Origin of the sequence: Robinsoniella sp. RHS (genome assembly GCF_001029355.1) — a bacterium.
GTDB lineage: Bacteria > Bacillota > Clostridia > Lachnospirales > Lachnospiraceae > Robinsoniella > Robinsoniella peoriensis.
In genome coordinates, this window is sequence record NZ_JNGB01000012.1 from 15,217 (window position 1) to 29,497 (window position 14,281).

A 14,281-nucleotide genomic window follows, 5' to 3' on the forward strand; every position below is an offset into this window, starting at 1 on the left:
ATTTTCTTTCAACCTTATTCCCATTGCATATTACAGGCTTGCCTGCAATACTGCCACTCTCCTACTTATCTAGCTCATCTTCAATTAAATTAACGGATACCAGTGCGGATACACCCTTTTCCTGCATAGTGATACCATACAGTCTGTCCGCAACTTCCATTGTACCACGTCTATGTGTAATAATAATAAATTGTGTATTCGTTGTCAACTTATTAAGGTATTTTGCATATCTGGTAACATTTGACTCATCAAGCGCTGCCTCAATTTCATCCAGAAGACAAAAAGGTGATGGCTTCAGTTTCTGAATGGCAAAGAGAAGGGCAATTGCTGTCAATGCTTTCTCACCGCCGGACAACTGCATCATATTCTGCAGCTTCTTACCTGGCGGCTGGGAAATAATGCGGATGCCCGCCTCCAGAATATCTTCATCTTCCACCAGTTCCAGGCTGCCTTTGCCGCCTCCGAACAGCTGTTTAAATGCCTTGTCAAATTCTGCCTGGATAATGGCAAAATTTTCTTTAAACTGGGCGCGCATTCCGCTGTCCAGTTCTTCTATGATGCCAAGCAGTATTTCTTCTGCCTTAATCAGGTCATCATGTTGTGTGCTGAGGAATTCATGGCGCTCAGACAATTCTTTAAAATCTTCAATGGCATTGACATTAACGGAACCAAGACCTTTGATATCAGATTTGAGGATTTGAATCGCCTTTTTCAGCTGCCCCTGGTTTTCATAAGAAACGTCTTTAAATTCATGAGCGGTGCTTACCGTCAGTTCATATTCTTCCCACATATAATTGATTTGGGTTTCCTTACTCTCTTCCAGCTTCTCAAGCTGGCTTGCCAGACGGAAATTTTCTTTATCCAGCATTGCCATGCGTTCAGACAGCTCTTCCCGTTTGGCAAAGAAAGACTTGTGACTGGTATAAAGGCTGTCTTTTTTCTCCATCCACTCTTTTACCTGGCCGTTCGATTCGCCTTCGTGTTCCGAAGCTTTTGCAATGGATATTTCTATCTCCCGTATATCATGGGCTTTCTTTTGAATATCCTTTTCATTTTCCAGAATATCATTTTTAATAGATTCCCGCTCTTCCTGTAAGGATTTCATCTCATGGTTAATACGTGATATATTTTGATGTATAAATTCTTCTTTTTGTTTTAAATTAGCCAGATCAAGATGGATTCCTTCTGACTTGCTATTATGTGCATCCTGCTCCTGTTTCTTGACTTCCAGTTCCTTCTGAAGTCCCAGGATCAGAGATTCTGTTTTCTTCTCCAGGGATACAGATTCTTCCAGTTCTTTTTGGATCTCCGATTCTTCTATCCGTATGTCTGAAATCTGTGCTTCGATTTCGGAAGATTCCCGTTTTAACTGGGCGTATCCGGATTTTGTTTCCGTGTTGCGGCTCTGCATCTGCTTAATCTTCATTTTCGCCGTATTCTGGACGATATACTCTTTTTGCAGGCTGTCTTTCAGCTCTACAATTTTATTACGCAGGATGCGCCGTTTATCACGGTTCACGTCAATGGATTTCTGGAGTTCTTCCATATCATTCTTTAAAAGTGCAACACTTTCCGTTAATTCTTCAATTTCTCTTCTTCGTCCGAGAAGATTGCTGGAATTTTTAAATGCACCACCGGTCATAGATCCTCCGGGACTTAGGGATTCTCCGTCCAGTGTAACAATACGAAGGGTATGCTGATATTTTTTTGCTATGATAATTGCATTGTCAATATGGTCAACTACAACGGTTCTGCCCAACAGGTATTTTGCAAGCCCTTCATAGCAGCTTTCTACATCTACCAGAGAACTTGCCAGTCCAATGACTCCGGGTTCTTTTAAAGCTTTCTCATTAGTGAATCCATTTCGGTTGCCAATGCTTGTCAGAGGAAGGAAGGTAGCCCGTCCGTATTTGCCCCGTTTTAGAAAATCAATCATACGTTTTGCTGTATGTTCATCTTGGGTAACAATATTCTGGATACTTCCGCCCAGAGCGGTTTCGATTGCGGTTTCATAAGATTTCTGCACTTTAATAATATCTGCAACAACGCCCATGATTCCCGTTTCCCGGTTTTTTTGTTCCATAACGCGCCGTATGCTGTTGCCATATCCATCATATCGCTCGGTAATATTTTTTAAGGACTCCAAACGGGATGCTTCCCTATGGTAAGCGGTCTGCCCGGTTTCCATTTGTTCATTCTGCTGGGAAAGGATCTGCTGCAGTTCGGTTACTTCATTATCATACTTTGTACTTTCTTCACTTAAAGCATCAATACGGGCGGAAACTTCCATGTAATCCTTCTGATATGCAGCAAGAGATTCTTCCTGCTCAGATTCTTCACTTTTTAATTTTAGGATTTTCTGGCTCAGTTCTGCTTTTCGGATCTGGATCTGTTCAATCATTGTGGAATAGCGCTGCAGCTTGGCTTTTGTAGATGCTCTCTTATTCAATAAATCAATAATCTGGTTCTTGCCCTCTTCAATATGGCTTTCCAGAATACCGGTATTTTCCTGGAGCTTTAAGCCGACCGCTTTGTTTTCTACTTCTACAGCCTGGAATTTATCCAGCTGTTCTTTTAGAAGACCAAGCTCTGTCTGCTGCGAGTCTTTTTGCTGTGTTTTTCCATCCAATTCTTTTTGTATGCTCAGGATACGGTTTTGTAAATGTTCACCATTTAGCTTTGCCGTATTAATCTGCTCTTTTAAGACATTAATCTGTCCGGCTAACTGCTGTTTTAACAACTGGTTTTTATTGGAGCGTTCTTTTTCTTCCTCGATCTTAGCACTTAACTCTTCCATTTCTTTTTCTATCCGCTCGTACTCCACTTTTGCACTTTCATAATTGGCTTTTGTGGACTGCAGATCCTGATTGGAAATGGAGATCTTTTCTTCTATTTCCCGAAGCTGGGCTTTGATGCGGTCCATCTCCATTAAAAACATATTGGCATCTACCGTCTTTAATTCTTCTTTTTTCTTCAGATAGATTTTCGCGGTTTCAGCCTGTCTCTGAAGGGGCCCTAATTGTTTCGTTAATTCGGATAGTATATCGTTAACACGAACCAGATTTTGCTTCTCATCTTCCAGCTTTTTCTGGGCGGCCAGTTTCCGGCGTTTATATTTTACAATACCTACTGCTTCGTCAAAAAGTTCTCTGCGCTCTTCCGGTTTTCCACTTAAAATTTTATCAATCTGTCCCTGTCCGATAATGGAATATCCTTCTTTACCAATACCGGTATCGTAAAAAAGCTCATTGACATCTTTCAGACGGCAGGTGGTACCGTTGATTAGATACTCACTTTCGCCGGAACGGTATACGCGTCTGGTTACGGTTACTTCATTATAATCAATGGGCAGCTGATGGTCTTCATTATCCAGCGTAATGGCAACGGATGCAAACCCCATAGGTTTCCTGTTTTCCGTTCCTGAAAAGATAACATCCTGCATACTGGCACCACGCAGCTGTTTTGCACGCTGCTCACCCAATACCCAGCGGACAGCATCGCCAACATTACTCTTACCACTGCCATTTGGTCCCACGATACCGGTAATACCATTGTGAAACTTAAAGACAATTTTGTTGGCAAAAGATTTGAAGCCGTGGATTTCTATGCTTTTTAAGTACATATCTCTTTTGTCTTTCCTTTCAAGTCGATGATGGCGCGATAGGCCGCTTCCTGCTCAGCAGCTTTCTTGGTACGTCCAATTCCCTGGCTTGCATTTTTTTCACCGATATGCAGTTCTACAATAAATTTCTTATCATGGTCAGGGCCTTCTTCCCCTGTCAGGGTATACACGATCTCATCACCTTTAAAATCTCTTTGTACTATTTCCTGCAGGATAGTCTTGCTATCATAAAAGAGCTGCTTATTTTCAATATCTTTCATTATATACTTTAAAATAAACTCTTTTGCATTAGCAAAACCACCATCTAAATAAATGGCACCTATGAGGGCTTCCATGGCATCAGACACAATAGAATCACGATGACGGCCTCCGGTATGCTCTTCACCTTTACCAAGCTGTAAATAACTGCCCAGCTCAATTTCTTTCGTACACAGGGCAAGAGTGGGCTCACAGACGATACTTGCACGAAGCTTTGTCAGATCCCCTTCCGGCAGATCCGGATAATTGTGGAATAAAAACTCACTGCTGGTAACTTCCAACACTGCGTCACCTAAAAATTCAAGGCGTTCATTATCTTTCATCCTGGCGGCTTTATGCTCATTTGCATAAGAACTGTGAGTCATGGCCTGTACCAGAAGATCGAAATTGTGGAACTTATATCCGATCCTGCTCTCCAGTTCTGCTAATTTTCTGGTTGATTTCATAGTTATCCTCCTGTGCCGCATTTGCTGCGGCTGTAATAAAGCACATGTGAAGCAAACTTCACATTATCCTCCTATGCCGCATTTACTGCGGCTGTAATAAAGCGCATGTGAAGCAAACTTCACATTATCCTCCTGTGCCGCATTCACTGCGGCGGTAATAAATAAAACGTATTTATACAACAAAGGGTGCTGCTTTGCAACACCCTCATAAAAACCGTTTTAGTTGATTGCACTTTTGATTTGTTCTACCGCATCGCCTACTGAAACAATTTTTTCTGCTTCTTCATTTGGAATTTCAATATCGAATTCTTCTTCAATTCCCATGATAATCTGAAATACATCTAAGGAGTCAGCTCCTAAATCATCTACAAATGTAGTCTCCATTGTGATCTCATCTGCATCAACATTCAGTACCTCGGCAATAATTTTCTGTAACTTTTCGAATTCCATAATCATCAATCCTCTCTTTTACTAATCTACTTTAATTTTTTCTTTAATTTTTTCATTGATCTGCTGCTGCTTAAACTGCACGCATTGAACAATGGAGTTGGTAATCTCCGACGCATTAGAACTGCCGTGAGATTTTACCACAAGGCCATTCAACCCAAGTAAAGGTGCACCGCCATATTGGCTTGCATCAAAAGATTTAAGTGTTTCTTTTAATGCCGGTTTTACCAGTAAGGCGCCAATCTTACTGCGAAGGCTTGTCATCATGCCGGCCTTGACTTTTGAAATCAGGGTGGCACCCACACCTTCATACAACTTTAAAATTACATTTCCGACAAATGCTTCACAAACGATGACATCGCATACGCCTGCCGGAATGTCTCTGGCCTCCACACTTCCGATAAAATTAATGTCTTTACATTCCTTCAAGAGTGGAAATGTCTCTTTTACCAGAGCGTTGCCCTTTTCCTCTTCTGCACCGATATTAACGATACCGACTTTAGGATTTTTAATACCTACTACATTTTCCATGTAAATAGAACCTATTTTTGCAAACTGCACTAAATGAGATGGTCTTGCATCTACATTTGCGCCACAGTCAACCAGCAATGAAACACCGGTCTTAGTGGGTATCAGTGGTGCCAGAGGCGGCCGCTCAATTCCTTTGATGCGCCCAACTAAGAGCTGTCCGCCGACTAATACGGCTCCGGTACTGCCAGCTGAAACAAAAGCATCTGCTTCGCCTTTTTTTACCAGATTCAGCCCTACTACAATGGAAGAACTTTTTTTCTTTCGAATAGCCATAACCGGCGGTTCTGCTGTTTCAATAATTTCTTCAGCATGAACAACTTCCACTAGCTCATTTGGATAGGTGTACTTTGATAATTCTCTCTGCACATCTTCCGAGCGCCCTACCAGGAATACTTTAATATCTTTTCTCGCATTCACTGCGGTTACGGCTCCCTTAACAATCTCTGCCGGGGCATTATCACCACCCATAGCGTCGACTGCGACCCGAACTAATTCCTGCATATTATTTCCTCCTCGTATTTCTATTAACTAATATACTAAACATCATACAGAAAATCAATAGATATTTTCAGAGAATCTTACGAAGTACATAAGTTCTTTGAGTTTTCTGCGTAAAAGGGGTAAAAAACAGGAGAAAAGCACGTAAAAAAAGCATCTCCATCGAGATGCTTTATCATATCTTAAGCTTCTGTAGATATGATTTCTTTTTTATTGTATGTTCCGCAGTTCTTACATACTCTGTGAGACATCATAAGTTCGCCGCATTTAGCACATTTCACTAAATTTGGAGCAGACATTTTCCAGTTTGCTCTTCTCTTGTCTCTTCTTCCTTTGGAAGATTTATTTTTTGGACAGATTGACATGGTTTACACCTCCTTAAATTTGCTAAAGATATCACGGATTTTGGCCATTCTTGGATCTAAATCTGTATGATCACAGTTGCAAGTCCCAAGATTTAAATTGGCGCCACATTGATTACAGATTCCCTTGCAGTTTTCACTGCATAAAACCTTCATCGGCCAATTCAATAACATCTCGCCATAGACAAGCTTATCCACATCCAGGTTATATCCATCAATATAATTGTGTTCATCAAGTGCTTTCTGATGTTCTGCTTCATCTATATTCATATCAATTTCTTTGTCAATATGAACTTTAATTTCAGTTTTCACGTCTTCCAGACACCTGTCACAGGGAATCAAAACTGTTATTATCCCGCTCCCTGTTATGTGCAGTTTCCTGTCTCCTTTGTTCTGAATCTGTAAAGAAACGGGGGTACTGCTAATGATAGGAAAACTGCCAAGCTTCGAAACAAAGGTTTCCAGCTCCAGTCCTGCATCAGTCTGCATTACTAATTCGTCGTTTTTTAAAACACCGTTTAAGTCAATCAGCATTATGACCCTCCTATCCACACCTAAATTATTATACATATTCAATTTGTTTTTGTCAACATAATTTTACAATAAAGTGGGCTTTTGTGATTAATGACGCTTTGCAGATATAGGCAGTGCACAAAGCATCCTTAATCAGGACCCGCCGAATTATATAAATAAGGCGAAGACTTTCGCAGTCTCCGCCTTATTCCGGTATAGTTTTAAACTAAATCAGAGCTACTGTTTCTCTGCAGATTGCAAGTTCTTCATCGGTAGGAAGGAGAACAACTTTCACCTTAGAATCCGGTGTGGAAAGCAGAGTCTTTTTGCCTCTTGCTTTGTTTGCCTCATCATCTAAAGTAATGCCCAGGTATCCAAGATATGCGATGATATCACGGCGTACCAGAGAGTCATTTTCACCAAGTCCTGCTGTAAAGGCAATTGCATCAACACCATTGAGAGCAGCTACGTAAGAACCGATATATTTTGCAGCGCGGTAATTGAATACAGCTCTGGCACGGATTGCAGCTTCATTTCCTTCTTCAGCAGCATTTTCCAGGTCACGGAAATCGCTTGAGATTCCGGATAAACCATAAACACCTGATTTTTTATTTAACATGTTCATTAAATCATCAATGTCCATATTTTCTTTCTTGGACAGGAACTCTAAGATAGCAGGATCAATATCACCGGAACGTGTTCCCATTACCAGTCCTTCAAGAGGAGTCAATCCCATGGAGGTATCTATGGATTTGCCGTTTAATACAGCAGTAATGGATGCACCGTTACCTAAATGGCAAACAATAATTTTAGAATTATTGATATCAAGTCCTAAGAATTTTGCTGTTTCTTTGGATACGAAGTTGTGGGAAGTTCCGTGGAAACCATATCTTCTTACTTTATATTTTTCATAATATTCGTAAGGCAGACCATACATATATGCTTTTTCAGGCATTGTCTGATGGAATGCAGTATCGAATACACCAACCATCGGTACATCAGGCATCAATTCCTGGCACGCACGAATACCAATTAAGTTTGCAGGGTTGTGAAGAGGTGCAAGATCGTTACATTCTTCAACAGCATTTAACATTTCTTCTGTAATTACTGCAGAAGAAGCAAATTTCTCGCCGCCGTGTACGATTCTGTGACCGACTGCATTAACTTCTTTCAGACTCTTAATTACACCGGTCTTTTCATTTACCAATGCATCCAGTACCATTTTGATGGCTTCTTTGTGAGTTGGCATTGGGCTTTCTGTAAATTCTTTCTCGCCGCCCTTTGGCTGATATACAAGTCTGCTTCCTTCGATTCCAATTCTTTCGCAAAGCCCCTTTGCCAATACATCTTCTGTATCAGAGTTAATTAACTGATACTTAAGAGATGAACTTCCACAGTTGATAACTAATACGTTCATTAAAAAATACCTCCGTTGGTTTTCTTTTCATTTTATTATATTCTTTTAGAACTTCCGTATAATTATGTAGGTAAATTTTTCCTATTGTGCCTGGCACTGAACTGCTGTAATCGCTACAACCCCAACGATATCTTCAGCGCTGCATCCACGGGATAAATCATTTACCGGTTTTGCAATACCCTGTGTTACAGGTCCGTAAGCTTCTGCTTTTGCTAATCTCTGAACTAATTTGTATCCGATATTTCCAGCATCCAGGTCTGGGAACAGTAATACGTTTGCTTTACCTGCTACCGGGCTGTTTGGAGCTTTGGAAGCGCCTACGCTTGGTACAATTGCAGCATCTAACTGGAATTCACCGTCTAATTTCAGATTTGGATTCTGCTCTTTTGCAATTCTGGTTGCTTCTACTACTTTGTCAACATCTGCATGCTTTGCGCTTCCCATGGTAGAATGGGAAAGCATTGCCACGATCGGTTCCTCTTCTACTAATAACTGGAAGGATTCTGCAGAAGAAGCTGCGATTGCTGCCAATTCTTCCGGATTTGGGTTCTGGTTTAATCCTGCATCAGCGAAAATAAATGTTCCGTTTGCACCATATTCGCAGTTTGGCACTGCCATCAGGAAGAATGCAGATACTAATTTTGTTCCCGGTTTTGTCTTTAAGATCTGAAGGCATGGTCTTAAAGTATCAGCGGTAGAATGACATGCTCCGGATACCATACCGTCTGCATCGCCCATTTTAACCATCATAACACCATAGTACAGGTACTGGTTTAATAAAATATCTTTTGCCTGTTCCGGTGTCATGCCTTTTTTCTGTCTTAACTCTACAAGCTTGTCTATGTAGCCTGCTGTCTTATCTGAAGTTGCAGGATCTACAATGATAGCTCCTGTAATGTCTAATCCTTCGCTGCCTTTTTTAACTGCCTCTTCGCTACCTACAAGTACTACATTAGCAACGCCTTCTTTTAAGATCTGGGCGGTTGCTTCATATGTTCTGCGGTCTTCTGTTTCCGGCAGTACGATCGTTTTTTTGTTTGATTTTGCTCTTTCTTTGATTACGTCAATAAATCCCATGATTTCTGACTCCTTTCGTGTTTTAGGTCCCCAAACCGTCATAAAAATATTATACATGATACCATATTGGCATACAAGTTAATTAATATTTTAACAATGTTTAACAACCTTTCATTCTTTTTAATTATAGCCCTATAAAAGGCTAATTTCAACCGTTATGGTGTATCTTTTTCCATACACCGGGGGTAAAATTGTATTTTTGGATAAAATTTTGATATCAGGAGTGGATTTTTGGATCGTCAGGCGGTATTTTGAGATCAAACATTTTGATTTTTGATTATATTTTTAAAAATTAGGTTTTGTATTTTGTTGTTTATTTTTTGATTGTTTTGGTTTGATCGATTTGTGGGATGAAAAAGAAAGGTACCGGAGAAATTTTATAGGCACATAAGAGAAATGTACGAAGGGGATGGAGTGTGGTATAATGGATAGATGATTATGGGATTTTTGGATTTACAGAATGGAGGATTTTAACATTATATGAAGGTTGTAGGACTGATTACGGAATATAATCCGTTTCATAATGGACATGGATATCATTTAGAACAGGCAAAATTAAAAACAGGCGCTGATTTTGTGGTGGTTGTAATGAGCGGGAACTTTCTGCAGCGGGGAGAACCTGCGATCATTGACAAGTTTTCCAGGGCAGAAATGGCATTGGCATGCGGTGCGGATCTTGTGTTGGAGATTCCAGCATATTTTGCATGTGCAAGTGCGGAATATTTTGCACTGGGTGCAGTCTCGCTTTTAAATTCACTTGGGATTGTAGATGCCATTTGTTTTGGCAGTGAGTGTGGTGATATTCAGGTTCTGAATGAAATTGCAGAAGTTCTGATAACAGAACCTGCGCAATACAAAAGTACGTTAAAAACCCTCCTTGCAGAAGGAATATCTTTTCCGGCAGCCAGAGAAGGGGCGCTGCTCTCCTATCTCAGGGAAATGCATATGAAGGAACGAGACGGAAATATATCTAAGTGGGAAGAGGTGCTGGATTCACCGAATAACATCCTGGGTATTGAGTATCTGAAAGCTTTAAAAAAGATAAATAGCAGCATGGTTCCGGTAACGATTGACCGTATTACCAGTGGTTATCACGATCAGTCGCTTCATGCCGGAATCAGTTCAGCAACTGCCATACGGCGTGTGATACAGGAAGTTCAGGCAGGAGCCGGCTGTTCGTACAGAGATCCGGACGCAGATCCATTAAAAGATCAGGTTCCGGATGCGGTTTATACTATTTTAAAGCGGGAATCAGCACAGTCGTTTCCGGTAAAAAGTGCAGATTTTTCACAATTACTGCACTATCGTTTACTGTCGGCAGCTAATCCAGAAGAACTTGCAGAATTTTTTGATGTTACTGACGAATTGGCAAAAAGAATGTGGAACCTGAGATTTTCCTATCAGGGGCTGGAAGCATTTGTTTCGCTCTTAAAAACCCGCCAGTTTACGGAAACCAGAATCCGGAGGGCATTAATGCATATTTTACTGGGGATAAAAGGAGATGCAGTCCTTAAGTCTGTAAGATCAGACAATGCGGCCTGTTACATCCGCGTTTTGGGATTTCGTAAAAAAGCTTCGGTGTTGTTGTCAGAAATTAAGAAAAAAAGTGATTTGCCAATCCTTACAAAAATGGCGGTTGCGCATACACTTTTAGAGGGCACGCGGGCTTGTAATACTGCAAAAATGATGCTGGACTGTGATATCTATTGCGCACAGGTATATCATAGTGCAGTAACCAATTTATATCAGGATCACAGATATAATGAAATTACAAGACAGATTCTGGTAGAGCCATAGCAGGATTAGGTAAGAAAGCGTCCCCTTCTCAACTAAACCCAAATTTGTTCGCTCTAGCTGGTGCGAACTTTACCTGTTTCATATAAAAAGGCGTGATGCTTATACAAAAGCATCGCGCCTGATTTTTAATTTTTAAAGCTATGAATTGGAGCCGGAATTCTTCCTTTCCGGTTTACAAAGGCATCACAGCCATATTTGTTGACCGGCATAATCGGTGCATAACCTAACAGTCCGCCGAATTGTACGATCTCTCCTACACCTTTTCCAATAACCGGAATCAGACGTACTGCGGTTGTTTTCTGGTTTACCATACCGATTGCCATTTCGTCAGCAATAATACCTGCTATGGTAGTAGATTTGGTATCTCCAGGTATAGCGATCATATCCAGGCCTACGGAACATACACAGGTCATTGCTTCTAATTTTTCAATGGTCAGTGCATTTGCCTGAACTGCGTCAATCATACCCTGGTCTTCGCTGACCGGAATGAAAGCACCGCTTAATCCCCCTACATAGGAAGAAGCCATAACACCGCCTTTTTTTACCTGATCGTTTAAAAGTGCAAGTGCTGCAGTTGTTCCGGGTGCACCTGCATATTCCAGACCGATTTCACATAAGATATCAGCTACACTATCTCCGATGGCAGGAGTTGGCGCCAGAGACAAGTCAATAATTCCAAAAGGAATATTCAGACGGTTAGATGCTTCCTGGGCTACCAGCTGTCCTACACGTGTAACTTTAAATGCCGTTTTCTTAATGGTTTCGCATAATACTTCAAAACTTTCTCCGCGCACCTGCTCCAAAGCTGTTTTCACAACACCCGGACCGCTGACACCTACATTAATGATTGCATCTGCTTCTGTCACACCGTGGAAAGCACCTGCCATGAAAGGATTATCATCCGGAGCATTACAGAAAACAACCAGTTTCGCACATCCAAGAGAATCGTTCTCTTTGGTGTACTCTGCTGTTTCCAGAATCATATCGCCCATCAGACGCACCGCATCCATATTGATACCGCATTTGGTAGAACCCAGATTGATGGAACTGCATACGCGCTCAGTGCATGCAAGAGCCTTTGGAATCGAACGAATCAGATATTCATCACTTTTTGTCATTCCTTTGCTGACCAGAGCGGAATATCCGCCTATAAAGTTAACGCCGACTTCTTTGGCAGCTTTATCCAGTGTTTTTGCAATGGTTACAAAATCATCAGAAGATTTACATGCGCTTCCGCCAACTAAAGCAATTGGGGTTATGGAAATACGCTTATTTACGATGGGAATTCCATATTCTCTTTCAATATCTTTACCGGTAGAAACCAGGTCTTTTGCCAGAGTCGTGATTTTATCGTAGATTTTCTGATTTAGTTTTCCCAGATCAGAATCAATACAGTCTAACAGGCTGATACCCAGAGTAATGGTTCTTACATCCAGATTCTCCTGGGTAATCATTTTATTTGTTTCGCTTACTTCAAATAAATTTATCATAACAGATTATTACCTTTCTTCATATAGTGACAGATTGGCGCCCGCAGACGCGCTCTAGATACGATGCATCATGTTGAAGATTTCTTCATGCTGGCAGCGGATGCTTACGCCGATTTCGTCGCCGAGTTTTTCCAGTGCTTTTGCCAATTCTTCTGCAGACTTTGTAGAATTGTTTGCATCGGTAACCATCATCATATTGAAGAATCCCTGTACGATTGTCTGAGAGATGTCCAGGATGTTAACGTTGTTTTCTGCAAGGAAAGTACAAACCTTAGCGATGATTCCCACGGTATCTTTTCCTACGACTGTGATAATTGTTTTTTTCATTTCTTCTCCTTTCGGGGACCGGAGTCCTCTTTCACATTAATCTATATATGTAAGTCAATTCCGCACCAGATCGGCCTTAGCAAAGATCCGGTACGTTATGGCTTTATATCGCAAATAATTCACTTGGTTCATCCCTGTGAGCCACGCGGATTGGAAAATCTTTGGCTTTATAAGGATTTTCACCTAAAGTCACTTCTGAGCAGACCGTTTCATATGCAAGCTCCTCATAATTATTTTCTCTGCTGAGATGTCCAAGCATAATTGTTTTTAATCCATCATGAAGAATCCGGCAGAGCAGCCGTCCTGCATTTTCGTTAGACAGATGTCCCCTGTTTCCAAGGATACGCTGTTTCAGATAATAAGGATAACTTCCTACCTGAAGCATATTAATATCGTGATTCGCTTCCAGAAGTACGCCGTCAAGTCCCTGAAGATGGTCTACTATGTAATCGTTATAATGTCCGAGGTCGGTAATCACACCAACGGATTTATTTTCATGGTTAATGCGGTACGCTACCGGATCGGCCGCATCGTGGGAAATAGAAAATGGTGCTACTTCCAGATCCTTAATACAAAATGGCTCATCCGGATAGATCTCACAAAAAAGAGAATCATCTACTTTGCCAAGTGGTGTATAGGCTTTCATTGCCTCAATGGTTGCGCCGGTTGCATAGATTGGTATCTGATATTTTCTGGCGAGAACTCCCAGGCCTTTAATATGGTCAGAATGTTCATGTGTAATTAAAATGCCGTCCATTTCGGCCGTTTTACGGTCAATGGAGTTTAATCCGGCTTCAATTCTTTTGCCGCTTAAGCCAACGTCTACAAGAAGACTGGCATGTTCTGATCCTACGTAAATACAGTTTCCGCTGCTTCCGCTTGTTATACTACAAAAATTCATGTTCTATCAATCCCCTGTCAATTTGTTCATATGTATTTTCTACAATATTGCTGCTGTTGTCAACTACAAATTGACAATGCTGGCGAAATACGTTGTCGCGCATCTGGTTTTTTATGATTTGTTTTACTTTTTCATCGGAATATCCACGTGCCTGTTTCAGTCTTTTTCTGCGTACATCATCGGATGTGTAGACATACCAGAATTCATCACAGATTGTTTCATAATGATCTTCAATCAAAAGAGCCGCTTCGATCACAACAAAAGGAACTTTTTTGGCAGTGTGTTCTTTTTTGATTTCATTTACAATATATTCTTTTACCGCAGGATGGACAATCTGATTTAGTTTCTGCAATTTCTCGTGATCCTGGAAAACTATATCAGCAAGCTTGCTGCGGTTGATATTCTGGTCGGCCTTTAGAATTCCGCTTCCAAATGTTTCTGTAATGCGGTAGTAACATACCTGGCCCGGGGACATCAGAAGATGTCCTACCTGGTCAGCCTGAATGACTCTCGCATGATACATTTTTGCAATATAGTCTAAAACGGTGCTTTTACCGGCGCCAACTCCGCCGGTGATTCCTAATACTTTCATTAG

13 protein-coding genes are annotated in these 14,281 nt (G+C 41.0%); 1 reads left to right on the top strand and 12 read right to left on the bottom strand.

Features of this window, described 5'->3' with window-relative positions:
- Window positions 1-61: 61 nt before the first annotated feature.
- The 8 genes from smc to pta form a co-directional block, all read right to left on the bottom strand.
- Window positions 62-3,622, bottom strand: coding sequence for a chromosome segregation protein SMC (smc, locus tag RHS_RS06080; RefSeq protein ID WP_047832643.1), 3,561 nt, complete (start codon window positions 3,620-3,622; stop codon window positions 62-64).
- Window positions 3,613-4,326, bottom strand: a complete 714-nt coding sequence (gene rnc / locus RHS_RS06085; RefSeq protein ID WP_027294147.1) for a ribonuclease III — start codon at window positions 4,324-4,326, stop codon at window positions 3,613-3,615. Before rnc ends, smc begins: the two co-directional genes overlap by 10 nt.
- A gap of 219 nt (window positions 4,327-4,545) precedes the next feature.
- Entirely contained in the window at window positions 4,546-4,776 is a 231-nt protein-coding gene (gene acpP, locus RHS_RS06090; protein ID WP_044289983.1) for an acyl carrier protein, read from the bottom strand.
- A gap of 21 nt (window positions 4,777-4,797) precedes the next feature.
- Window positions 4,798-5,805, bottom strand: a complete 1,008-nt coding sequence (plsX, locus tag RHS_RS06095; protein ID WP_027294149.1) for a phosphate acyltransferase PlsX — start codon at window positions 5,803-5,805, stop codon at window positions 4,798-4,800.
- A 179-nt stretch (window positions 5,806-5,984) separates the two neighbouring features.
- Window positions 5,985-6,167, bottom strand: a complete 183-nt coding sequence (gene rpmF, locus RHS_RS06100; protein ID WP_027294150.1) for a 50S ribosomal protein L32 — start codon at window positions 6,165-6,167, stop codon at window positions 5,985-5,987.
- A gap of 3 nt (window positions 6,168-6,170) precedes the next feature.
- Window positions 6,171-6,698 (bottom strand): DUF177 domain-containing protein, encoded by a 528-nt coding sequence (locus RHS_RS06105; protein ID WP_027294151.1) that lies wholly within the window; start codon window positions 6,696-6,698, stop codon window positions 6,171-6,173.
- Between the two features lie 205 nt (window positions 6,699-6,903).
- A complete protein-coding gene (locus RHS_RS06110; protein ID WP_027294152.1) occupies window positions 6,904-8,094 on the bottom strand; it encodes an acetate kinase in 1,191 nt (396 codons plus the stop codon).
- An 81-nt stretch (window positions 8,095-8,175) separates the two neighbouring features.
- The gene (gene pta / locus RHS_RS06115; RefSeq protein WP_027294153.1) at window positions 8,176-9,171 is read right to left on the bottom strand and encodes a phosphate acetyltransferase; all 996 of its coding nucleotides are present in this window, start codon (window positions 9,169-9,171) and stop codon (window positions 8,176-8,178) included.
- A gap of 480 nt (window positions 9,172-9,651) precedes the next feature.
- Here pta and RHS_RS06120 point away from each other — a divergent pair, with 480 nt between their 5' ends.
- Entirely contained in the window at window positions 9,652-10,968 is a 1,317-nt protein-coding gene (locus tag RHS_RS06120; protein WP_047832644.1) for a nucleotidyltransferase, read from the top strand.
- A gap of 125 nt (window positions 10,969-11,093) precedes the next feature.
- Here the strand turns inward: RHS_RS06120 and RHS_RS06125 are convergent, their stop codons facing one another.
- The 4 genes from RHS_RS06125 to coaE all read right to left on the bottom strand — a co-directional run bounded on the left by RHS_RS06125 (window position 11,094) and on the right by coaE (window position 14,278).
- Window positions 11,094-12,458, bottom strand: a complete 1,365-nt coding sequence (locus tag RHS_RS06125; protein ID WP_044295983.1) for a PFL family protein — start codon at window positions 12,456-12,458, stop codon at window positions 11,094-11,096.
- 54 nt (window positions 12,459-12,512) lie between these two features.
- The gene (locus RHS_RS06130; RefSeq protein WP_027294157.1) at window positions 12,513-12,785 is read right to left on the bottom strand and encodes an ACT domain-containing protein; all 273 of its coding nucleotides are present in this window, start codon (window positions 12,783-12,785) and stop codon (window positions 12,513-12,515) included.
- Between the two features lie 103 nt (window positions 12,786-12,888).
- On the bottom strand, window positions 12,889-13,686 hold the full coding sequence (locus tag RHS_RS06135) for an MBL fold metallo-hydrolase (RefSeq protein ID WP_027294158.1): 798 nt from the start codon (window positions 13,684-13,686) through the stop codon (window positions 12,889-12,891).
- Window positions 13,673-14,278, bottom strand: a complete 606-nt coding sequence (gene coaE / locus RHS_RS06140; RefSeq protein ID WP_047832645.1) for a dephospho-CoA kinase — start codon at window positions 14,276-14,278, stop codon at window positions 13,673-13,675. The genes RHS_RS06135 and coaE overlap by 14 nt, the downstream gene beginning before the upstream one ends.
- Window positions 14,279-14,281: the final 3 nt, after the last annotated feature.

Bases quoted from the DNA above. Each gene is read 5' to 3' on its own strand.
- coaE (WP_047832645.1), bottom strand. From the start codon at position 14,278: ATGAAAGTATTAGGAATCACCGGCGGAGTTGGCGCCGGTAAAAGCACC.
- plsX (WP_027294149.1), bottom strand. From the start codon at position 5,805: ATGCAGGAATTAGTTCGGGTCGCAGTCGACGCTATGGGTGGTGATAAT.
- pta (WP_027294153.1), bottom strand. From the start codon at position 9,171: ATGGGATTTATTGACGTAATCAAAGAAAGAGCAAAATCAAACAAAAAA.
- RHS_RS06135 (WP_027294158.1), bottom strand. From the start codon at position 13,686: ATGAATTTTTGTAGTATAACAAGCGGAAGCAGCGGAAACTGTATTTAC.
- acpP (WP_044289983.1), bottom strand. From the start codon at position 4,776: ATGGAATTCGAAAAGTTACAGAAAATTATTGCCGAGGTACTGAATGTT.
- RHS_RS06110 (WP_027294152.1), bottom strand. From the start codon at position 8,094: ATGAACGTATTAGTTATCAACTGTGGAAGTTCATCTCTTAAGTATCAG.
- RHS_RS06130 (WP_027294157.1), bottom strand. From the start codon at position 12,785: ATGAAAAAAACAATTATCACAGTCGTAGGAAAAGATACCGTGGGAATC.
- RHS_RS06105 (WP_027294151.1), bottom strand. From the start codon at position 6,698: ATGCTGATTGACTTAAACGGTGTTTTAAAAAACGACGAATTAGTAATG.
- RHS_RS06125 (WP_044295983.1), bottom strand. From the start codon at position 12,458: ATGATAAATTTATTTGAAGTAAGCGAAACAAATAAAATGATTACCCAG.
- smc (WP_047832643.1), bottom strand. From the start codon at position 3,622: ATGTACTTAAAAAGCATAGAAATCCACGGCTTCAAATCTTTTGCCAAC.
- rnc (WP_027294147.1), bottom strand. From the start codon at position 4,326: ATGAAATCAACCAGAAAATTAGCAGAACTGGAGAGCAGGATCGGATAT.
- RHS_RS06120 (WP_047832644.1), top strand. From the start codon at position 9,652: ATGAAGGTTGTAGGACTGATTACGGAATATAATCCGTTTCATAATGGA.
- rpmF (WP_027294150.1), bottom strand. From the start codon at position 6,167: ATGTCAATCTGTCCAAAAAATAAATCTTCCAAAGGAAGAAGAGACAAG.